This window comes from Cupriavidus pauculus, from assembly GCF_008693385.1.
Classification (GTDB): domain Bacteria; phylum Pseudomonadota; class Gammaproteobacteria; order Burkholderiales; family Burkholderiaceae; genus Cupriavidus; species Cupriavidus pauculus_D.
In genome coordinates this window covers 1,433,239-1,454,086 of the sequence record NZ_CP044067.1, presented here as the reverse complement: position 1 = coordinate 1,454,086, position 20,848 = coordinate 1,433,239, and the positions used below count along the sequence as shown (strand labels likewise).

At 63.7% G+C, this 20,848-nt stretch carries 20 protein-coding genes; 11 read left to right on the top strand and 9 right to left on the bottom strand.

Features of this window, described 5'->3' with window-relative positions; genetic code table 11:
* Positions 1-23 precede the first annotated feature (23 nt).
* Positions 24-1,424: a carotenoid oxygenase family protein gene (locus FOB72_RS24810; protein ID WP_150375308.1), complete on the bottom strand. Its 1,401-nt coding sequence runs from the start codon at positions 1,422-1,424 to the stop codon at positions 24-26.
* Between the two features lie 176 nt (positions 1,425-1,600).
* Between FOB72_RS24810 and FOB72_RS24805 the strand changes: the two genes are divergently transcribed.
* Positions 1,601-2,683 carry a LysR family transcriptional regulator gene (locus FOB72_RS24805; protein WP_150375307.1) on the top strand — a complete coding sequence of 361 codons (1,083 nt, stop codon included), beginning with the start codon at positions 1,601-1,603 and terminating at the stop codon, positions 2,681-2,683.
* A 3-nt stretch (positions 2,684-2,686) separates the two neighbouring features.
* Here the strand turns inward: FOB72_RS24805 and FOB72_RS24800 are convergent, their stop codons facing one another.
* Both FOB72_RS24800 and FOB72_RS24795 read right to left on the bottom strand, forming a co-directional pair.
* Positions 2,687-3,193 (bottom strand): hypothetical protein, encoded by a 507-nt coding sequence (locus FOB72_RS24800; protein WP_150375306.1) that lies wholly within the window; start codon positions 3,191-3,193, stop codon positions 2,687-2,689.
* 96 nt (positions 3,194-3,289) lie between these two features.
* Entirely contained in the window at positions 3,290-3,982 is a 693-nt protein-coding gene (locus tag FOB72_RS24795) for an ArsR/SmtB family transcription factor (RefSeq protein ID WP_150375305.1), read from the bottom strand.
* 173 nt (positions 3,983-4,155) lie between these two features.
* Here FOB72_RS24795 and FOB72_RS33005 point away from each other — a divergent pair, with 173 nt between their 5' ends.
* A complete protein-coding gene (locus tag FOB72_RS33005; RefSeq protein ID WP_150375304.1) occupies positions 4,156-4,491 on the top strand; it encodes a YHYH domain-containing protein in 336 nt (111 codons plus the stop codon).
* Here FOB72_RS33005 and FOB72_RS24785 read toward each other — a convergent pair.
* On the bottom strand, positions 4,488-5,138 hold the full coding sequence (locus tag FOB72_RS24785; protein WP_223851792.1) for a DUF429 domain-containing protein: 651 nt from the start codon (positions 5,136-5,138) through the stop codon (positions 4,488-4,490). The two genes, FOB72_RS33005 and FOB72_RS24785, sit on opposite strands and share 4 nt — an antisense overlap.
* Before the next feature lie 176 nt (positions 5,139-5,314).
* Positions 5,315-6,583: an Abi family protein gene (locus FOB72_RS24780; RefSeq protein ID WP_150375302.1), complete on the bottom strand. Its 1,269-nt coding sequence runs from the start codon at positions 6,581-6,583 to the stop codon at positions 5,315-5,317.
* 439 nt (positions 6,584-7,022) lie between these two features.
* Here FOB72_RS24780 and FOB72_RS24775 point away from each other — a divergent pair, with 439 nt between their 5' ends.
* The 4 genes from FOB72_RS24775 to FOB72_RS24760 all read left to right on the top strand — a co-directional run bounded on the left by FOB72_RS24775 (position 7,023) and on the right by FOB72_RS24760 (position 10,882).
* Entirely contained in the window at positions 7,023-7,337 is a 315-nt protein-coding gene (locus FOB72_RS24775; RefSeq protein WP_150375301.1) for a helix-turn-helix domain-containing protein, read from the top strand.
* 20 nt (positions 7,338-7,357) lie between these two features.
* Entirely contained in the window at positions 7,358-8,611 is a 1,254-nt protein-coding gene (locus FOB72_RS24770; protein ID WP_150375300.1) for a type II toxin-antitoxin system HipA family toxin, read from the top strand.
* 167 nt (positions 8,612-8,778) lie between these two features.
* Entirely contained in the window at positions 8,779-9,810 is a 1,032-nt protein-coding gene (locus FOB72_RS24765) for a hypothetical protein (protein ID WP_150375299.1), read from the top strand.
* A gap of 10 nt (positions 9,811-9,820) precedes the next feature.
* Positions 9,821-10,882 carry a hypothetical protein gene (locus FOB72_RS24760; RefSeq protein WP_150375298.1) on the top strand — a complete coding sequence of 354 codons (1,062 nt, stop codon included), beginning with the start codon at positions 9,821-9,823 and terminating at the stop codon, positions 10,880-10,882.
* A gap of 15 nt (positions 10,883-10,897) precedes the next feature.
* On the opposite strand, the gene FOB72_RS24755 is transcribed toward FOB72_RS24760, so the two are convergent.
* Positions 10,898-11,908, bottom strand: coding sequence for a Bug family tripartite tricarboxylate transporter substrate binding protein (locus tag FOB72_RS24755; protein ID WP_150375297.1), 1,011 nt, complete (start codon positions 11,906-11,908; stop codon positions 10,898-10,900).
* A gap of 13 nt (positions 11,909-11,921) precedes the next feature.
* On the bottom strand, positions 11,922-12,695 hold the full coding sequence (locus FOB72_RS24750; protein ID WP_150375296.1) for a LamB/YcsF family protein: 774 nt from the start codon (positions 12,693-12,695) through the stop codon (positions 11,922-11,924).
* 123 nt (positions 12,696-12,818) lie between these two features.
* Here FOB72_RS24750 and FOB72_RS24745 point away from each other — a divergent pair, with 123 nt between their 5' ends.
* Positions 12,819-13,748, top strand: a complete 930-nt coding sequence (locus FOB72_RS24745; RefSeq protein ID WP_150375295.1) for a LysR family transcriptional regulator — start codon at positions 12,819-12,821, stop codon at positions 13,746-13,748.
* An 18-nt stretch (positions 13,749-13,766) separates the two neighbouring features.
* Here the strand turns inward: FOB72_RS24745 and FOB72_RS24740 are convergent, their stop codons facing one another.
* On the bottom strand, positions 13,767-14,978 hold the full coding sequence (locus tag FOB72_RS24740) for a diaminopropionate ammonia-lyase (RefSeq protein WP_150375294.1): 1,212 nt from the start codon (positions 14,976-14,978) through the stop codon (positions 13,767-13,769).
* 149 nt (positions 14,979-15,127) lie between these two features.
* On the opposite strand from FOB72_RS24740, the gene FOB72_RS24735 reads away from it, so the two are divergent.
* Positions 15,128-15,589: an Lrp/AsnC family transcriptional regulator gene (locus FOB72_RS24735; RefSeq protein ID WP_150375293.1), complete on the top strand. Its 462-nt coding sequence runs from the start codon at positions 15,128-15,130 to the stop codon at positions 15,587-15,589.
* Between the two features lie 90 nt (positions 15,590-15,679).
* Positions 15,680-16,594: a LysR family transcriptional regulator gene (locus tag FOB72_RS24730; protein ID WP_150375292.1), complete on the top strand. Its 915-nt coding sequence runs from the start codon at positions 15,680-15,682 to the stop codon at positions 16,592-16,594.
* A gap of 4 nt (positions 16,595-16,598) precedes the next feature.
* Here the strand turns inward: FOB72_RS24730 and FOB72_RS24725 are convergent, their stop codons facing one another.
* Positions 16,599-18,170 (bottom strand): amidohydrolase family protein, encoded by a 1,572-nt coding sequence (locus FOB72_RS24725; RefSeq protein ID WP_150375291.1) that lies wholly within the window; start codon positions 18,168-18,170, stop codon positions 16,599-16,601.
* A gap of 240 nt (positions 18,171-18,410) precedes the next feature.
* On the opposite strand from FOB72_RS24725, the gene FOB72_RS24720 reads away from it, so the two are divergent.
* Positions 18,411-19,163 carry a 3-oxoacyl-ACP reductase family protein gene (locus FOB72_RS24720; protein WP_150375290.1) on the top strand — a complete coding sequence of 251 codons (753 nt, stop codon included), beginning with the start codon at positions 18,411-18,413 and terminating at the stop codon, positions 19,161-19,163.
* Between the two features lie 199 nt (positions 19,164-19,362).
* Complete coding sequence (locus tag FOB72_RS24715; RefSeq protein WP_150375289.1) at positions 19,363-20,835, top strand: LamG-like jellyroll fold domain-containing protein; 1,473 nt, start codon at positions 19,363-19,365, stop codon at positions 20,833-20,835.
* The last annotated feature ends 13 nt before the right edge of the window (positions 20,836-20,848 follow it).

The window sequence follows — 20,848 nt, the reverse complement described above, 5'->3', positions numbered from 1 at the left end:
CGCCATCCTAGGTAGCCGGCATCCTAGGTAGCCGGCACCCAGTTCCCGTGGAAACCGTAGGGCACGCGGTGCGATAGCTGCACCGCGGCCACGGGGCCCGCGGCAACATCGTCGGCGTCATACACCACGAGGTCGCTACGATGCTGCTGGCCACGATAGACCGTGGCCAGCAGCCAGCCATCCCCTTCCTCCGCATCGGCCGCGCGCGGCACGAACACCGGTTCCGACAATGCGTCCCCGAGCGGCAGCGTGTGCACGCGCCGCTTGCCCGTGATGTGATCGACATGCACGAGCGTGTCGTAGGTCGAGCGCAGCGAATCCGCATGCATGCGCGATGCGAAGTAGCCGTGCCGATACGGCAGCGTCGCATACCGGTCGTCGATACGCGGAAACTCGCTGCCGAGATCGTCGAGCCACGTACGCTGGAACTGGTCGCTGTCGCTCGCCATGTCGAATGTCCATCGGCATAGCTTCGCGCGTGTGCCCGGACCCGTGGCACCGGGGTTGAACATGCCGGGGTTGTCGTACTGCAGCACGTCCGCATGGATCAGGTCGCCGTCCTCCCAGGCGTTCATCGTGTGGAACACGTAGCAGGACTCGCCGCGGAACCAGCGCAGCTTCGACGTATCCCCGTCGCGCGGCAGGATGCCGATATGCGCGCCACGGTCGGGCTCCCACAGGTACATCGACTCTCCGCGCATCGCGCGTTCCATGCTGCCGACGATCGGCAGGATCGGAAACAGCGCGTAGCGCGGCGTCACCAGGAAGTCGTGGACCATGCTCGAGAACGGCGCGTCGAACGACGCGGTATGCGCAATGCGGCCGTCGCCATCGACGATGCCGAATGCCATGCCGTTGGAAAGGGGCCCCGAAGCAGAGTACGCGAAGTAGATCATCTCTCCGGTGACGGGATCGATCTTCGGGTGGGCGGTCATCGCGCCGCGCAGCTTGCCCCCGTAGCGGTACTCGCCACGCGTAGCCAGCGTGCGCGGGTCCAGTTCGATCGGCGGATCCGCTTCCTCGAGGGCGAGCAGCCGCCCGCCATGCCAGACGACATTCGTATTGGCCAGACTCGACGATTCCTGCCGCACGGACGGATCGGTCGTCGCCGGATTGCCCCAGCTCCCGAACAGTGCCTGTCCCGCCGCGCGCTCGAGTTCGAACTTGCGCGTGCGCACCCAGCGGTTGCGGTATCGCGCCCGGCCGTTCTCGAGTTCGAACGCGTGGACCATGCCGTCGCCGGTGAACCAGTGGTAGTCATTGTCCCGGGGCGCGAACTGTGGGTTGGGGCCGTTGCGGTACAGGGTGCCATGCAGCGCACGCGGCAGCTCGCCGGCGATGGGCAGGTCGTGTGCGTCGCACTCCATCGACAGGGGCGCGAAATTGCCCGACAGGTAGAAATGGGGAGGAAAAGGCTGGCTCATGCGGCACCTCGTGGGCGGGTCGTTCGAGAGCGGTAGCGGCATCTTGACAGGTTACGACGCGCGCAGCCATGGCGTGGTGAGCTTTAACCCTGCCGAGAGCGTGGACTTCATCATTGTTCATGTTGTGGGACAATCGCCGGCGGCGTCCCCATGGGCGTCGAAGCCTGGAGTACCGAATGAAATCGATCGACTGGAAGGACTGGGAAATCTTCTGCCGCGTGGTGGAAGGCGGTGGGTTCACCCAAGGGGCGGAGCTTGCCGAGGTCCCCAAGTCATCGGCGAGTGCCGCGGTGGCCCGGCTGGAAGGGCAGCTCGGCATCCGGTTGTTCGAACGCACCACGCGCCGCGTGCGCGTGACGCAGCGCGGGCAGCAACTGTACGAACGCGTGGCGCCGCTCTTTGGCGAACTGCGCGAGATCAGCGCGGAAGCCGCCTCCGTCAGCGCGGAAGTCAGCGGTACGCTGCGCATCGCCACGCCCTATGAAGTGGGCTCCCAACATCTGTCTCCCTCGCTGTCGCGGCTGCTCAAGCTGCATCCGTCGCTGCGCGTGCAGCTCGACGTCAGCTGGGACCAGCCCGACCTGATCCGACACGGCTACGACCTCGCGTTCGTGATGACCGATACCGGTCTCAACGACAGCTCGTTCGCAAGCAAGCGCGTGGTGCTGATCGAGCGCGCGTTCTACGCGGCGCCGGCGCTGATCCGCGAGCGTGGGCTGCCGCGCGTGCCGCAGGACCTCGAAGGCTGGCCGACGCTGGGCAGCATCGACGATGGCCGTTGGGAGTTTCTGCGCGACGGCGTGGAAATGCACACGATGGAAGTGGAGCCGCGTATCTGCACGCACAACGCGGAAGTACGGCTCAAGGGTGCGATCGACGGGCTCGGCGTGGCACGCCTCTCGCCGCGCTTCGTGCACGAGCAGCTGGGCCATGGCCAGCTGGTGCGCGTATTGCCCAACTACATGTCGTCGCCGCTCAAGGTGTACGTGCTGATGCCCGCACGGAAGCTGATGCCGGCGAGCGTGCGCGCGTTCCTGGACGTGCTGGAAGAAACGCTGGGCGTGCCCGATGGCCGCAAGCCGATCCCGCGTACGCTGCTGGGGGCCGCGCCCAAGTGGGCGACGTTGACCGCGGACAGCATCGGCCTGCCCGAAGGGCTTTCCGATGTCGGCATCGCGGTGCCGGGTGGCATCGATGGCGCGGTGATGCCCACCCCGGGCGATGCATCGCCCATCGTCACGCTCGACGATGGGGTGTGAGGCTCAGTAGGGCTGATCGCCGGTCCGCAGTTCGATACTGAGCGTCTCGGAGATCTCGATCATCTCCTCGTCGTCCTCGCTGCGCGTGATCCATCCCGCGTAGGCATCGCCACCGGTGTCCCAGTTCCACAGCGTGTAGCCCGCCACGCGCAGCTGGTTGAAGGCGATCTCCATCAGCTCGGGCACGCTGGTGCTCTCGAGGAAGTCTTCGTCCTCGGTGTCTTCCACGCCCCAGTCGATTTCGAGATCGATGCGCTCGCATAGCTGATTCATGCTGCCGATAAACGATTCGGCATCCTTCCAATCGACATAGAAGCCCGACTCCCAGTCGATGATGTCCTTGAGGACCCAGAGCAGTTCCTCGCCATCGGCATCGTCTTCCTCGGAATCCTCGAGCGACTCGTCGAACAGCGCCTGCTGGCGCTCGGTCTGCGCGGTGTCGCCAAGGTTGATCAACCCGATGAGTCGGCTGACCGCATCGGCTGCGTCGTCTTCCAGTTCAATCGTCATCGTTCGGTCTCCTTGTCTTGCGGCGTTCAGTGATTTGCAGGGACGCGATCATGCCTCAGGCACCCGGTCGAACGCAACCATCATGCCTGTGGCCGCTCATCGGGCCGCGATGCCTGCTATCGCCCGCTGCCCCCGCGGCGTCACCCGCAACGCGCGCGACGTGGCGGTCGCCTCGATCCACCCTTGCGCCAGCATGCGCTGCAGCATGGCGGCGCCCAGTGCCCCGCCCAGATGCGGCTTACGCTCGCTCCAGTCGGGGCAGGTACAGGCAAACTGCCGCCGCTTGCGCCGCGCGTCGCCCAGATCGATCCCAAGCCCGCCCATCGCATCGGTGCCATCCGCGGTGAGATCGACGGCCGTGCCCTCCACGACGATCCAGCCCGACTGCCTCATACGATCGAAAACCCCCACCGCAAGTTCACCGGCCATATGGTCATAGCAAGTCCGCGCCTGCCGCAACGCCGGCGGCGCGGTCCGCGACACGGGCACCGCCCGCATCCGCGGCGGCTGGCTGGCCAAAGACGCCGAAGCCAACGCCTCGATCGCCACACCGATCTCGGGCGTGGACAACCGGTAATAACGATTCCGCCCCCGCGACTCGACCGCCAGCAAGCCTCCTTCCGACAGCCGATTCAAATGCCCGCTGGTGGAAGACGCCGACAACCCCGCAATCAACGCCAGCTCCCCGGCGGGCCGGGCGCTGCCATCCATGAGCGCCCAGAGCATGGCGGCCCGGCCAGGGTCGGCGAGAAGGCCTGCAAGATGGCTGATGCCGGGGGCGTATTCCATTGTTTGATGGGTGGTGAAGGGTGGATGTTGGGGAGTATAGATGGGTGTTTGGCCAAATCAAGGTACGACCCGTTTCCCCACTCCGGCGGGATAGTGTCTCCATAGCCAACACCCGAAAATCGCTCTCGGCGTCGCGATAGCGATGCTCAATAAGAACAGACTGGAGGGGTCAAATGAAGGGAAGCGACAACGCCGCACTCGCGACGGCGAAGCGTGTCTGCCTGGGCGGCATCCTGTGCGTATCGCTGCTACCCACCGCCCATGCGCACGGCGGCGGCCTGAATGCCGAGGGTTGCCACACGAATCGCAAGACGGGGGAGTACCACTGCCATCGGGGAAGCACGAGCACGAGCACGCGATCCGCGCAATTGCTGGATTCCAACGTGCCACGCGCCAACGCATCGAAGCCCGACGTACGACCGTCTGGCGGCCCCACCTGCTACACGGGTCCTCGTGGTGGGACGTACACGATTACTGCGAGTGGGCGGAAAAACTATGGAGGGTGCTAGCGCACTAGAGGTCTGTTGCTTGCCCCCGTGTCTGGCAGGCGAAAGTTCGGCACCACAATGTAGCCGCCTTCAGCATCTCCATAGGCACGCGACCTGCCTTCCAGATGCAACTGCGCCGTCAACGCGCAAAGCGCGGCATCGAGGTCGTCGATCGAGCGCAGGCTGGAGGTGTCAATGCCTGACCTTTCCAATATGTCTCTGCGTTGAGCCCTTTTCTTCTTTGCGGAAGCGGTGTCCGTTCCAAGAAGCGCGCACGTGATCGCATGCGGAAAGGTCTCGAACATGTGCGGCTTGTCCGTATAAGCCTCAACCATCAGCGGGTAGTGAGGGGCGAACAGATCAAAGACTCGACGACCGTTCAGCATCCAGCCATAGAACCCGTCGCGACCAAGTTGCGCCTTCTCTTCCGTTGGCGTAGAGAAGCAAAAGATTCGCTGTTTCATCATCTCTTTCTCCGCCTTCCTGCCAGCCGTTCCAACGCTCCACTGACAGGGAGCGTCGATGCCAACCAGCCGGACGTCATGCTCGATGCAGACGCTGAGCAGATCTGCCGCATCCTTGCTTCTCGGCGCGCAAACAATTTCACGCTCGCGCAAGATCACGAGATGGAATCCCTTGTTGAGATCGCCGACGTCAATACCAGCCACTAAGTTCGCCACAGGTCATCTCGCAAGATATCAAGTATGTCTCTTGAAGCTATCGAAAAAGCCGCAGAAACAACAAAGTCCGCCGGGCGGCGGACTTTGCTTGCTGATGGTAACGCGGCGCGCTCGCCTGAACAACCCCATGAGTATGCGTATAGAGGATCTGCCATGGGAGCGCCTCAACTCAACGGCGTCCAGACCGCCAACCTCCGTTCTCCGTGAACAACCTCCGCGGCCCCGTGTCGTTTGCCAATGCGTCGCAGCTCCCGCTTGAGTTCGCGGAATCTACGGAACGCTCCGATCTCGACAGGGCGCTCGCGCCGATGACCACCGTGCATGCGATAGGCATCTAGCCCGGCAGGAGTGTTCAATGACATGAACCGATGATGACTCTCGGAGACGAGATAGGTCGAGTACATATCGGGAGAGAACCACCGCATCATTTCCAGGATGCGGTTGTAGCTGAGGTGCAGGCGCGTGATGGCCTCGGCAGGGTTTGAAGGGGAGCGTTGAACGGGGCTCTGAGTAAGGTTTCGCCGTGGCCGATCTTCCTCCAGAAGAGGACCCGCTTTCCAGATCGGTTCGAGATGGGCGACGCGGTTTCTCAGGCTATTACAGTAGTCGATTCTTGCGAAAAGGCGGTCGCGATTCTTGCGCGCTACCCAGTAGGCGCTGTTCCTGTAACGGTGGCCGGGAAGAACTTCGACCAAGATGCTTGGCCAATCGATCAGTGCGCCTGCGGTGTCATGGCCCGCGTCCAGCAGATGTGACCAGAACCCGAAGGTTAGCTTGGATACGACATCATCGGGCCACGGCATTGGTGTGCGTGCGACGAGTTGCCAGCGGCCCGAGACCCGGGCGCGTTGGTGTGTCATCTTCTTGACCGCTTCTTCGGAAGCTTTGGTCAGCCTGAGGTGGAGGTACCAATCCCGCGACGTGGCGGAACCATTCGTGCCATAGCGGCGGCTGAGCGCGCCGTGGAATTGATTCCTCATTACGACCTCAGTAATAGCCAGTGCACGCGATACGCACTGTGATATCGATTCGTTCCAACAGTAGAGACCGAACGCTTCACGATCCGTCAGAGCAGTGAAGAACGACCGATAGCTACTCAGCCGTGCTCGTGAGAGGGCGCGCACCGCGCCTGCGACATGTTGTTGCTTGAGAGTGCTCATTGCGTTAGACTTTGCCTGTACGCGCGTGGGGCAAATCTTGGCTGTGCTCTTCCGATAGGGTGTCCAACAGCCGCCAACATCCACGACGCCAATGAAGCGAAAGGCCACCTTGTGTGGCCTTTCGTTTTTTGCGCTTTCGTTTTTTGCGCTTTCGTTTTCTTCAGTGCATTTGTTCTTAGCACCATCGCTCCGTCGCACGATGCCTGTCTCTATTCGGCGGCGGGCGTCATCGCGCATGTGGCCGAAGCTTACGACGGCTTGGCTACCTTGCATCTAGTCGTTTCATGGAATGTGTTTCTCGACTTGCCCTTGCCGAGTAAGGGGCTTACGACAACGCGTGCGGTGAAGGCGTGCCGGGCATTTGCTGCATTGAGTCCCGTTGGATCTGGTCCGGCTTGCTTATCGCGGCATTGGGAGTTGCCGTACTGATGGTGAGTGCGGTCTCTCATCTCAGCTATAGGAGGCGGGCTCGAAGCCACCTTTTTTCGTGCGATGAAGAGGTGGAAGATGGACGGGATCAGGCCGCTTGAGGACGTCTTGTCCTATGGGTGCGAGCTATCTATGTGCGGTTGATCCTGTGGCTTGTTTGCCACATAAAATGGTCAAGAGAGGTGACTTTGACTAATTTATGTGGAGAAAGCGACGGCGTTAGGTCTCGTTAATACACATAAATTGGACAAATGTAGGTTGATTGCCTAAGATATGTGGCATCATGAAAGCAAGTCTGCCCCCATTCCCCTCCGTCGTTCGCCAACTGAAAGATCTCGGCGAGCGACTCAGGCTCGCCCGGCTTCGCCGGCAACTGACGACGGAGTTATTTGCAGAACGGATGGGGATCTCCCGCGAGACGCTACGTCGGCTCGAGCTCGGTGATCCGACCATCGCCATGGGGACCTACATGCGCGCCCTGCGCGTGCTGGGTCTGGATAGCGATATCGATGCGGTTGCGCGCGATGACACGCTCGGCCGGAAGCTGCAAGACCTTGCGCTGCCGCAGCCGAAGACTCGGCGTCGTCAAACTTCGTAGCGTGCCGAAGAAGGGCAGACATGGCCAAAGCGCCTAACCGAATGACCTATGAGGTGCACCTCGACGCGCCAGAGCTCGGGGTGAACCAGCTCGTTGGCAGGCTTCACCGTCATGGGATTCGCACCGATGCCGCGCCTTCGTTCGAATACGACGGGGATTGGCTTAAGAGCGAATCACGTTTCGCACTCGATCCAAGACTCGAACTTTGGCGGGGCGAGCAGCATCCCCCCGCGGATGCTGCGGCTTTTGGCGTATTCATGGACTCGGCGCCTGACCGCTGGGGCCGCGTTCTGATGGAGCGCCGCGAGGCCGCGGCCGCCGAGCGCGAGGGCCGCAAGATGCGGACCCTCCAGGAGATGGACTTCCTGCTTGGCGTGTTCGATCACACGCGTATGGGAGGTCTTCGCTTTTGCGGAAGTGACGGCGTCTTTCTGGACAATCATCAGAATGCTGCGCCTCCGGTCACTGACCTGAAAGAGCTCGCCTATATCTGCCGCCGCATCGAGGAGCCCGGCGTCGAGAAGCTGCCTGAGTACCAACGCTGGCTTGCGATGCTTATCGCGCCTGGTACGTCGCTTGGCGGCGCCCGGCCGAAGGCCAACTTCACGGACGACAAGCGTTTGTGGATCGCCAAGTTTCCGGCAAAAGACGACCGTTATGACGTCGGCGGCTGGGAATACCTGATGCACGTTCTGTCGAAGAAGGCGGGCATCGTTGTCCCCGATGCCCGGCTCGAACACCTGACGGACAACTATGGCACCTTCTGTTCGTCCCGGTTCGACCGTACGAACGCCGGGCGGCGCATGTATGCGTCGGCGATGACCCTGCTCGAGCGGCGCGATGGGCAGGACGGTGCGAGCTATCTGGACCTCGTAGAGTTTATTTCCGACCAGGGTGCGGCGGGTCACGTTGCTGAAGATCTGGCGCAACTCTTTCGACGCGTCCTCTTCAACATACTGGTCGGCAACCGAGACGACCATTTGCGCAACCATGGGTTTATTCGCGAGCCGACTGGCTGGCGCCTCTCCCCTGCGTTCGACGTCAATCCGAATACCTCGAAACAGGAACACGCGTTGGCCATCGACAGCAAGAACGCGTCGCCAGACACAACGGTGGCCATGCAACAGGCCGAGCTTTATCGACTCGGTCATCGGGACGCTCAGCGGGTGCTCGACGAAGTGCGCGCCGCGATCGCAGGCTGGCGCATCGAAGCAGAGAAGCTGAGGCTTTCCTCTCTCGAAATCCAGCGTATGGCGACCGTCATCCAGGCGTAGCACGAAATCGCGGATTCTCCCCAGAATAGCCAACCTTCGCCAGCCCCGCCCCTCATCCAGAAGTATGAGAAGCGCAAGAAATATCAGATCGAGAAATCGCGCCTCGTTATAACTTTACTTTCCGCAAGGCCGTCCTATTCTGCCGCTCATGTCGAGGGGGAGGGCCTATGCCATCGCTACGTGTATTCACGCCCACGGAGTGGGCGAGGGCCTTTCCGGATCCCAGCATCGACTTCTTCCACAAGTTCCTGATGCAGGGCGACTCATGGTTCTCCATCGGCGCATTGCCGCCGGCCGCGCTGACGACGAATATGCCGAGCAATATGTCGTTCACGTCGTCGGCCTGTGCGGTGAACTTCGCGCAGCCCGGTGCGGAGCTCGCACAGCTGGTGAACGTCGCGCCGACCTCGAAGTGGGTGTTCAACCCCGCGTTCGAAGCCGCGCTGCATGGCCGGCTTTGCGAGCGGTGGGATGCGCTCCTGTTATCGGCCGGTGGCAACGACCTGATCGCCGCGCTCAACACGCCACCGCAGGACGAGAGCGGGCAACCGGTGCCGCTCGCCATGCGTCTGCTGCGGCTCGCCAGCGAATGGGGACCACAGTCAGATCCTTCACGCTTTGTTTCGGACGAAGGCTGGTCCACGTTCGAGGCCCACCTCGACGCCGTGTTCGACGTGCTCGTCGGCTGGCGCGATGCCAGCGACAGCAAATCGCGATTCGTGCCCATCGTCATTCACAGCTATTGCCGCGCCCAGCCGCGCCTTGCCGGCACCGGCGGGGTGCCGGGCCACTGGCTGGCCGGGCCATGGCTTGCGCGCGCGCTGCAGACCTACGACATTCCCGACGCCGACGGCACCTGGCACGCACTCTCCGCGCATCTGATCGACCGCCTCTTTACGTTGCTGACGAAAATCTGCGGGCGCTTTCCGCACGTGTTCCTCGCCGATATGCGCGGCGCGCTGCGCGATGCATCGGCCGATGCCACCGGCGTGGACGGCGACTGGGTCAACGAGATTCATCCGACAGACGGCGGTTACCAGGTGCTCGCGCGCGTCTACTGCGCGGTGGTCGAGCAGGCCTTGCTGACGGTGCAGGCGCCACCGCTCGTCCTGCCCGCATCGCCGCGTATGGCGGCGCGGCGTCCCCGCCGCGTCCCCGCGACATCGCCGTCGCCGGTGACCCGCGGCGCCTCCACCTGAGGGAGCGATCATGACTGCCGAGTACACCCAGAAGCCGCTTTGCAGTACCCCGAGGCGTTTCCCGGTCACGCCCATGTCGGAGGCGGCCAGAAACGACACCGACCGGCGCGCGGCAATATTGACCAGCGGCACCAAATGGGCCAACGGCACCATCCTGCATTACTGCTTCTTCGGTGGCGATTCCCGCTATGCCGTGCCGAAGGAGCAGGCCGACGTCATCCGCGCCGCGTTCGATAGCTGGAAGGCAACCGGTATCGGGCTGGAGTTCCGGGAAGTGGATCAACTCGGCGACGCGGAGGTCCGCATCGGATTCTCTCTGGCCGACGGCGTGTCGCAATCGGCCGTCGGGCGGGACGTCCTGCGCATGCGGCGTGACGAGCCGACCACGGTCTATGGATGGGACCTGACCACGCCCTACGGCAACGGTACCGCGCTGCATGAACTCGGCCACGTCCTTGGCATGGAGCACGAGCACCAGAATCCGTTCACGGGCATCCAGTGGAACGAGGACAAGGTCTATGCGTCGCTCGGACGGCCGCCCAACAGCTGGTCGCGGGAGAAGACGTTCTTCAACATCCTGCGCAAGCTCGATCCCCACGACGTGCAGGGCTCGAGCTGGGACCCGGACTCGATCATGGAGTACGAGTTCGAGGCCGGACTGATTGCAGTCCCCGCCAAGTACCAGACCGGCCTCGTGCCGTCCGGCACGCTGTCCGGCCCCGACAAGACCTGGGTGCAGCAGTGGTACCCGGCCGGTGCGTCCCCCGACCGGGTGCTGGAACCGTTCGACTCGGCCACGGTGCACCTCGGCGCGGGACAGCAGGCGGACTTCGTGATCCGGCCGACGGAGTCGCGCAAGTACACCATCAGCACCAAGGGCGCGTCCGACGCGCTGCTGGTGCTGTTCGAGCAGGCGGATGGCGAGCCGCGCTATCTGACGGCCGACGACGACAGTGGCGAAGAGCGCAATGCCAGCATCACGCACAAGTTGTTCAAGGGCCGGTCGTACGTGCTGCGCATGCGGGTCAACTACCCGGGCGACTCGTCGGCGGTCGCGGTGTTGATGATCTAGGCGCGTCCATCCACCTCAATCGGCCTTGATATTCGCCTGCTCCACCACCTTCTTCCACTTGACCGACTCCGCGCGCATAAAACTGTCGAAAGCATCGGGCCCCATCTTCGTGTAAGTCAGTCCCTGCGCTTCGAGCATCGTCCTGACCGTCGGCGACTGCATGGTCTTGTCGACCTGCGCGGCCAGCTTCTCCCGAATGGGCAGGGGCGTGCCGCCGGGCGCTAGCACCCCGGTCCAGTTGCGCACCTCGACACCGGGGAGGCCCGCTTCGGTGAGCGTCGGCGTATTCGGCAGCGCCTGCGCGCGCGCCTTGCCCAGCGTGGCAATGGGCACGAGCTGCCCGCCCTTGATAAATGGCAGCGCGGGCGCCAGCGTCGCGAATGACATGGCGACCTGGCCGCCCACGACATCGCTGAGTGCCGGCACATTGCCCTTGTACGGGACATGCGTCATGGACACGTGCGCGGTGGACTGGAACAGTTCCCCCGCCAGTTGGCTCGTGGTGCCCGTGCCGCCCGAGGCGAAGGTCATCTCGTTCGGCCGCGTCTTCGCGAGGGCCACGACCTGTGTCAGCGTTGTCGCCGGCACCTTCGGGTTCACGACCAGCACGGTTTCCGCATCGGCCACGAACGCCACGGCGGAGAAGTCCTTCGTCGCGTTGTACGGGATGTTGCGATAGATGAGCGGGTTCACGACCTGCGTGCCGATGGTCCCCATCACGAGCGTGTGCCCGTCGGCGGGGCTCTTGGCCACGATATCGGCTCCGATATTGCCGCCCGCGCCGGGGCGGTTCTCGACCACGACCGGCTGGCCGAAGGCGCTGGACATGTCCGTCGCGATCAATCGCGCGAGCGCGTCCGAGTACCCACCGGCGGGGAACGGCACGACGATGCGCATGGGCTTCGACGGAAACTTGCCAGCGGCTTGGGGAGCAGCTTGGGGGGAAGCGTCAGGGGCAGCAACGGCATGGCCGAGGGCGGCAAGGGAGAGTGCCGCGGCCACCAGCATGCGGGGGAACAGTGTCATGATCCGTTTCTCCTCAGAAGGACATCTCGGTAAGCGGCACCACGCGCACGCCCTGGCGCTCGAGTTCGGCGCGCACCAGCGTTGCCAGCGCCACCGCGGTCGGTTCGTCCCCGTGCGTGCAGAACGAGCGGATGGCCGACGGCAGCCGCTTGCCGGAGGCCGTGACGATGGCCTGCTCCTCGATAAACGACAGGACCTGCCGCGCGGCCACCTTTGCATCCTTGATAACGGCATTGGCTTCCGTGCGCGGGGTCATCAACCCCGAGTCCGTATAGGTACGATCGACGTAAGCCTCCTCCGCGACCTTGAGTTCGTTGGCGTGCCCCGCCCTGACCATCTCCGAGCACGCGTTGGCGACGAAGATCAGTTCGCGGTCCGCCGCGCGGATGCCGCGCGCGATCGCATTGGCGATCTCGAAGTCGTGGTGCGCCATATTGTTGAGCGCGCCATGCGGCTTGACGTGCGTGACACGCGTGCCTTGCGCGGCGGCAATCGCCTGGAGCGCACCGATCTGGTACGTGATCATGTACTCGAGGTCCTGCGCGTTCATGGCGATCTGCCGGCGGCCAAAGCCCCAGAGATCGTTGAAGCCCGGGTGCGCGCCGATGGACGCGCCGCATTCCAGCGCCAGACGAACCGTCCTGGTCATCACGGTGGCATCGCCCGCATGGAAGCCGCATGCAATGTTCGCGGACCGGATCACCTTCATCAGTTCCGCGTCATTGCCGATCGTGTACTTGCCGAAGCTCTCGCCCATGTCGGCGTTCAGGTTGATCTCGTGCTGCATCCCGTTTGCTCCTGTCGTGGGGGTATGACATTGAATGTAGAATCGGCCGGAAACTGTGTCCAATGCATTTATGGAGCGTTCATCGATGCATGTTGTGCATAAGCAGGAGCGGGAGGGGCTACCGTGGTCGATCTGAAGGCATTGCGCTGCTTCGTGGTCGTGGCGGAACTGCTGAGCGTGTCGAAGGCGGCGCCGTTGCTGCATATCAGCCAGTCGGCGCTGTCGCGGCAGATCCAGGGCCTGGAGGAGGCGCTCGGCATCCAGCTGTTCGACCGCGTGGGCAAGCGCCTGGTCCTGACCGCGGAGGGCGAGGACCTGTTCCCGCGCGCGGCGAGCCTCGTCGATCAAGCACTCGAACTGTCGTCGCGCGTGCAGTCGATGGTCAGGGGAGAGGTGGGGTTACTCAGGATCGGGGCGACGCCGCAGACGATCGAGGGGCTGCTGTCGGGCGTACTCGTTTCCATGCGGAAGAAGTATCCCTCGATCGAAACATCGCTGGTCGAAGGACCGAACGACTATCTGCTCGAACAACTGCAACTGGGCACGGCGCACGTGGCCATCGCGGCCCTGCCGGAGCGCCATGACTTCGAGTACAAGGAGCTTTTCATGGGGCGGCTGTTCGCCGTCGTGCCCGCGCAGCACAAGTTTCCGTCGGGAGATACGGCGGACATCCGGACGCTAGCTACGCATCCGGTGCTGCTGCTGCGCAGGGGTTTCATGACGCGTAGCCTGTTCGACCGCGCGTGCCTCGCGGCCGCCGTGAGGCCGCATGCGCTGCTGGAGAGCGATAGCACGCAGACGATCCTGTCCCTCGCGGACGCCGGACATGGCGTGGCCATCGTGTCCTCGACCGCGATCAATCACCGGGCGCCGACCGACAAGAGCCGGATCGTGTCGCTGACGCTGGATGGCAAACCGCTCGGTCAGATGATCTGCGCGGTATGGAATCCCCGGCGGTCGCGCTCCTCGATCCTGAATCCGTTTCTGCGGGAGCTCGACCAGCACGTGGCGTCGTCGCCGGTGTACCGGCAGCCGCGCGGCAGGCGAAAGTAAGCAACCAGCGAGCGCACCTCAGAGACTGCGGCGCAGGTGTGCCGTCTGCCGGGCCATGACGGCCTCCGCGGATTCGCCGACCAGATCGCGATAGACCCGCGGCGCGGTGGCCCCTTCGGTGCTGACGAGCAGAATGCGCGCCTCGGCGCCGAGTCCGACGTCCGCAAACAGGTCGCGATTCGCGCATAGCACTTCCAGCCCCGCGAAGCCCGCCGCGCCGGATTCCCCGGAGACCATGGGCACATCGCGCTCGCCGCCCTTCGCCAGCCGGATCATCGCCGCGATGGCGTCGTCATCGGAGATGGTCATGAAGTAATCGACGCTCTCCGCAAGAAATTTCCACGCAAGGGGCGACGTCTCGCCGCACGCCAGCCCGGCCATGACCGAGTCGACCGAGCCCGTGGCTACGGCCGGATAGCCGATCCTCGCGCTCTGGTAGAGGCAGTCGGCCTGCTGCGGCTCGACGACGATAAACGTCGGGCGATCTTCGCCATAACGCTCCCAGAGATAGCTGATGATGCCGGCGGCCAGTCCGCCGACACCGCCTTGCAGGATGACATGCGTAAAGGGTGCGGGTGCCTGCCGTACCGCTTCCGCGGCGATCGCACCGTAGCCCTGCATGACGTCACGGGGAATGTCTTCGTAGCCATCGTACGACGTGTCGGACACCACCTCCCAGCCGTGCTCGGCGGCAAGGCCTGCGGCTTCTTCCACGGACGCGTCGTAGTTGCCGCCAATGCGCACGATCTTCGCGCCGTATGCGGCGATCGCTTCCTCGCGTTCGAGACTCACATTGGCGTGCAGTACGATCACGCACGCGCAGCCGATAGTCTTCGCCGCAGCGGCCAGGGCGCGGCCATGGTTGCCGTCCGTCGCGCTGATGAAGGTGAAATCTTTCACGAGGTCGGCGTACGCGCCCCGGATCAGCTGGGTGGGGTCGATATCCATCTCCGGCCAGCGGCGCAGGATCAGCCGAAGCAGCGCCACGGGCGCGCCCAGCGCCTTGAAGCTCCCGAGCGGCGAACGGACCGATTCGTCCTTCATATGGATCTGTGCCACGCCCAGACGGCTGGCCTGATCGGGCAGGGCATAAAGCGGCGTCGCGGCGTCGGCCAGTTGGTCCCATGCCGATAGCCAGCGCAGGCTCTCGTCGGCGGCGGCCATGTTCATGATCTGGCGCAACGCGGTGGGGTACGGCTTCAATGAAGCATGGGGATTGGCGATAAGCATGGTCGAAAGTATCCGGCGGCAGAGCGAATTGGCGTGGAGCTACCGTACGGATGGTAGTGCCGTCACCGCGCACGACCGAATCGTTTTATCGGCGGGAAACGGGACAAACGTGCAAAATCGCAGGGTCGAGACTTCTTCCTCATTGCGCCATGGTTCTGGATTCCTATGACATCAAGCTGCTGAGCCTGCTCCAGGCAAACAGCAAGCTGTCGCAGCGGCAATTGTCGGAAGCGGTCAATCTGTCCCCGTCGGCCGTGAATCGAAGAATCGCCGCGCTCGAGGCGGAGGGCGTCATCACGGCGACGGTCGCGGTCGTCGACCCGACGGCCGTCGGGCGTCCCATCACGATACTGGTGGAGGTCAAGGTCGAGAGCGAACGGCTCGACCTGCTCGACGAGGTCAGGCATCGCTTCGTCGCGTGTCCGCAGGTGCAGCAGGTCTACTACGTGACGGGCGACTTCGATTTTCTGCTGATCATGAACGTGAGGGACATGACCGAGTACGAGGGGCTGACCCGGGAGCTGTTCTTCAGCGCGGGGAACATCAGGCAGTTCAAGACGTACGTGTCCATGCAGCGGTCCAAGGTCAGCCTCGCGGTGCCGCTGGCCTGATGTTTCCAGCGCGCCGAGCATCGCGAAGCATATCGACGGTGCGCTGGATTCAAAATAGAATTCCCGGAAACGCATCATTGCAAAAATGAAATGAGCAAGTTTCCGGATTTCGAGGGCATCGCGATGTTCGCCAAGGTGGCGGAAGAAGGCTCGTTCGCCGCGGCCGCGCGGTTGATGGGCGTGTCCGTGCCAACCGTCTCGCGCGCGGTCGGCAGGCTCGAGGAGCGGCTCGGGGGACGTTTGCTCAACCGTACGTCGCGGCAGCTATCGCTGACCGAATTCGGCCAGAACGTGGCCAGCAGGGCCGGCGAGATCTATCGGCAGGCCGAGGAACTGGAAAGCGAGGCCATGGAGCTTTCCGTGAGCCCGCGCGGTCAGGTGCGCCTGGCCGTGCCGATGGCCTTTGGCCTGCGCTGGGTCGCGCCGCTGTTGCCGAAGCTGATCGAGCGGTATCCGGAGCTGTCGGTCGACCTGCACCTCTCCGATGCCACCGTCGATCTGATTGCCGACGGTTTCGATGCGGCGTTACGAATCGCCGTGCTGCCCGATTCGTCGATGGTCGCGCGGCAGCTCTGTTCGGTGACGCAATACCTCGTTGCATCCCCGGCGTATCTGGCGCGGCACGGACGGCCGCAGCACCCGCGCGATCTGGCGGGCCGCGCGTGCCTGAGCTACGCGTACCGGGCCCGCACGCAGGAATGGAAGTTCACCCACGACGACGGCACGCAGGAGAGCGTCGTCCCGCGCGGTCCGCTGCGCGTGACCAACTCGGAAGCGATGATCCCCGTGCTGCTGGAGGGGCTCGCCATCTCCGAGTTGCCGGAGTTTATCGCCAGCGAGTACCTCGCCGACGGACGCCTGGAACGCATCCTGCCGGGGTGGAACATGGCGCGGGGCGGACTGTACTTCGTCACGCCGTCCGCCCGCGCCAGACCGGCAAAGATCCGCGCGCTGTCGGATTTCTTCGCCGAGCATCTGTCCACACCGGTCTGGCAATGGCCTTGATGGGTCAGGACCACTTGTTCGGCGTACGCCCGTTCCGTTCGATGGCGCTCTGGAGTTCGGCCAGATCCTGCTTCATGAGCCCGCCTTCGTACTTGCGGCTTGCGGTCTGCGCATCGGTCAGCAGCGTGTCGAAGTTTCCGGAGAGCACCCTCGGGTAGTCGCCGTCCGGGTCCAGATAGTCGAACAGGCCGAGCTTCTCGGGCTCCTGCGTACCGCGATTGGCGTAGAGGTCATACGTGGCACTGATCGACTTGGAATTCCGGGAGATCAGCGCATCGCTGCCCATGATGAAGCGGGTCGGATACTCCCTGATCAGCGCGGCCATGTCCTCGATGCGCGTCTTGCGCGCAGCCTCGTCGGCGGCCTTGCGCACGGGGTCCGTTTCCTTCGAAACGGGAGAGTAGTTTTCCGCCACGACGTCCCAGGACATGTCGATGCTGTAGTTATCGTGCTTCCTCAGCAGCTCGCGCAACTGCGCGACGTGGTTCTCCCCAGGCGGGGCGAACTTGCCGATGCCGCCCATGTGGGCATGCACGATCTTCGTGTTCGGATGGCGCGCGACCAGTTCATCGATCTCCTTGAAGTACTCGCCCTTTCCCGGAGACTTGGTCTTGATGCACGTTTCCGCGTCGCTGGAGTCGCAATGCAGCACCACCGGCATGCCGGAGCGGGCAGCGAATTTCAGGATGTCGTTGATGGGGGCCTCGGGACCGAAGCCGGCCTTGTAGTCGAGGTTCTGCTTCCCGACGAATTCCTTGTGCATCGTGATCTCGCCGATGATGTGGAACGTGTCGGGATATTCGCTCTTCAGCCTGAGCATCGACTGCACCGAGTTGGCGTCGCCGAGGTTGATCCCGGTGATCGCGGGAAAGATCCGGGGCGCCAGTTGCTCGTGGGGAGGCAGATCCTTGTCCGCTGCCCGGATTTCCGCATAGGCCTTGCCCACCTGCCAATCGACGCTGGTGTTGTAGTGCTGCTTCCCTTCCGTCGTGATGGCATCGTATGCCTCACCCGTCATGGGCTCGCCGTCGCGGTACTTGTCGTCCATGTAGTACGTCTTGCTCTTGTCCAGATGCGCGGAGCCGTCGGTGCCGCAGCAGCCAGCGTTCACCGCTTCGCCCTGGATGATCACGGACGGAATCGGAGCCCAGACGAATTTGTCCACGCCTGCCTGATCGAACAATGCAATCTGCGTGCGAACGTTCTCCGACAGGGTGCGCGTGACATCGGCGATCTGGGTCGCCGCGTAGCCCGGGCCGGGCGAGTGATTGTGGATGTCGTGACGCATGGTTTGCGAGCCGACCTCGGCAAACTGGCGCGGCGCCGCAGGCGTGGATCGTTCCGGTCCCTGCAGATGCCCCTTGATAGCCTTGAGCCGGCGCGTCGCCGTTGCCCCGGCTTCTGATTGTCCCGCTGCGTCGCTGCGTTTGTCGACGCGCGCGGAGAGTCCATCGTTGCGCTCGCTCGCAAGGCTGCGCGATTTGCCCGGGGTGGGGGGGGTAGTGGTCGGCCTCTTGGCCAACGGAAGAGGATCATGCCATTCCGTCTGCGTGCCAGCGTTTGCGTACGTCTTCATGGTGGTGGTCCTTATGGTTGAACATGCGCGGTGTCCGCGCTCGTATGGACCTTAGTGCAGCGGTCGCGCCGGTCACGCGCGAACAGCGAACAAGCCGAGCCAGGAACGAAATCGCGCGGCTCGTCCGTATCTTCAACATTCCATTGAAAATCATTCCATCCACCGGCCACTAATCATTTGGTATCGGGCCACCCATACTCCGTTCACACCTTCTGATTCATCTCAACCGGAGTAACAGCCATGACCCAGCAAACGCTTCCCCTCGCCGGCAAGACCGCCCTCGTCACCGGTGGATCCCGTTCGATCGGGGCCGCCATCGCCCGTCGTCTTGCGGCGGATGGCGCGACCGTGGCGCTGACCTACAGCGCTTCCCCCGACAAGGCCGCCACGGTAGTGCGCGAGATCGAGGCCGCGGGTGGCCGGGCCCTCGCGATCGCGGCCGATGCGGGCGACCCGGCGGCCGTGCGTGCCGCGGTGAGCGCGACCGTTGCCGCGTTCGGCGGCATCGATATCCTCGTCAACAATGCGGGCCTTGGCCTCGGCGGCGCCATCGAGGACATTCCGTTCGAGACCTACGAGCGGATGATCGCCGTCAACGTGACGGGTGTATTCGTCGCGACGCAGGAAGCCGTGCGGCATATGAAGGCCGGCGGCCGCGTGATCCATATCGGTTCGTCGATGACACGCTATGCCGCATTCGCGACCGCATCGCTCTACACGCTGACCAAGGGCGCCATCACGGGCTTCAACCGCAGCCTCGTGCGCGACCTCGGCCCGAAGGGCATCACCGTGAATACCGTGCATCCCGGCCCGATCGACACCGACATGAACCCGGATGGCGGACCCGTGAGCCAGATCCTCACCCCGGGCATCGCCATCGGCCGCTACGGGCAGTCGCATGAAGTCGCCGGTGTCGTGGCCTTCCTCGCCGGTCCCGACGCAAGCTTCGTGACGGGCGCCGACATCGTGGCCGATGGCGGTCTTACCGCGTGAGCAAATGAAACCAGAGAAGCTTCATATCGCCGTCACCTCTCCGTCATACCGCTGTCCCGATTGCTGACGACAATCGGCGGCGTCACATGGGCGGGTGCGGGAATCCCGAGCCGGGCCTCGTGTGGTGGCGGGCCTGCTGATAGTGGCTGCATCGCGTCAGGGTCCGTGTTCTCATTCCTCTAACACGACGAGATCCTGAATGCTTCGAGCCATCCAGTTGTATCGACGTTTCATTCGCGCATCGCTGCTGCTTCCTCTTCTTGTTGCGCCGGTCGCAGCGCAGGCGAGCACTTACTGGAGCGGCGTTACCCGCGCGCTCCCCACCTCGCCGCTGGGCAATACCGTGGCACTGTCGTGCCACAACTGCTACGGCAGCAGCACGGCGGCGACCAGCGCGCAGGTGGCGACTGCGCTGTCGCGTGGGTTCGACCTGATCGAGTTCGATCTGACCTCGCATGCCGACGGCCAGGTCTACGTCGAGCACGCCGATAGCGAAAGCGCCGTCGGCAGCTTCGTCGATGCGCTGTCGAATACCAATCTGCAGCAAAGCGACCGCCTGCTGTTTCTCGAGATCAAGGAAAAGTACGCGACGGCCGCCGCCAGCGACGCGATGATGCTCGCCGTGCTGCGCGCCATCCGCGATTGGGGCTATGCCAAGGCCGGCCGCCCGGTATTCCTGCGGGCGTTCATGGATGGCCGCCACAATCACCTCGTCCGTGCCAAGGCCCTGCTCGCGCAGTCGGAATTCGCGGGCATTCGCGATTACGTGCGATTCCATACGCTGATCGAGAGCGATATCCGCAACAACATCCGTACGACCAGGAGCCTCGGGTTCCATGGCGTGGAGCTCGAGTACCGCATGACCAGCCTGTTCGGCGCGCTGATGCAGGCGAAGATGCTGGGCCTGGGCGTCGGCGTCTACACCACGCCGGCGAGCATGGGCGAGCTGTATCTGTCGGCCCTGCGCGAGGATGTCGACTTCATCACGAGCGACTACGACCGCGGCGCGGCGCCGCTGGCCACCTCGGCACGCGCGCTGATCGCCGAGCCGACCTCGCTCGTGCATATGAACGCCGCGCAGCAGACCGCATGGCCGCTCACGTACGCACGTACCAACGGCACGCGTTATGCAATCAATCAGAGTGCGTCCACGCCGACGCTGGAACAGCTGTCCGTGGCATCGGACGAAGATCGCGTGGGCGGCAGCATGGTGTTCGCGGGCGCGCAGTCGGCCACGACGTGGCAGGCCGACAACGACACGAACGGCGGCATTATGGTCAGCGCGGTGGTCAATTTCGACGACCTGACGTCTGGCGCCACCGCGGCCATCGTCGCCAAGAGCGATTCGGGCGGCTTCGCGCTGGAGCAGGCCGGCACGCTACTGCGCTTCGGCGTGTACGTGAACGGTGGCTACCAGTACGCCACCGCGCCGCTGTCGCTGTTCAACGGCACCGATTCGTACTTTATCGTCGGCGCCTATGACGGCAACGGCGCGGTGCGCCTGTGGGTGAACAACGTCGAGCGGACCCCGTCGGTGTCGGTCACGGGCGGTGTCGGCCTCAATACGAGTCCGATCGTGATTGGCGCGGATCCGCAAGGCGCAACCGATCGCCGCTACTTCTTCCAGGGCAAGATCCAGCAGGTGATGGTGCAGCGCTGGCGCGATCACTGATCGCGTCGACCGC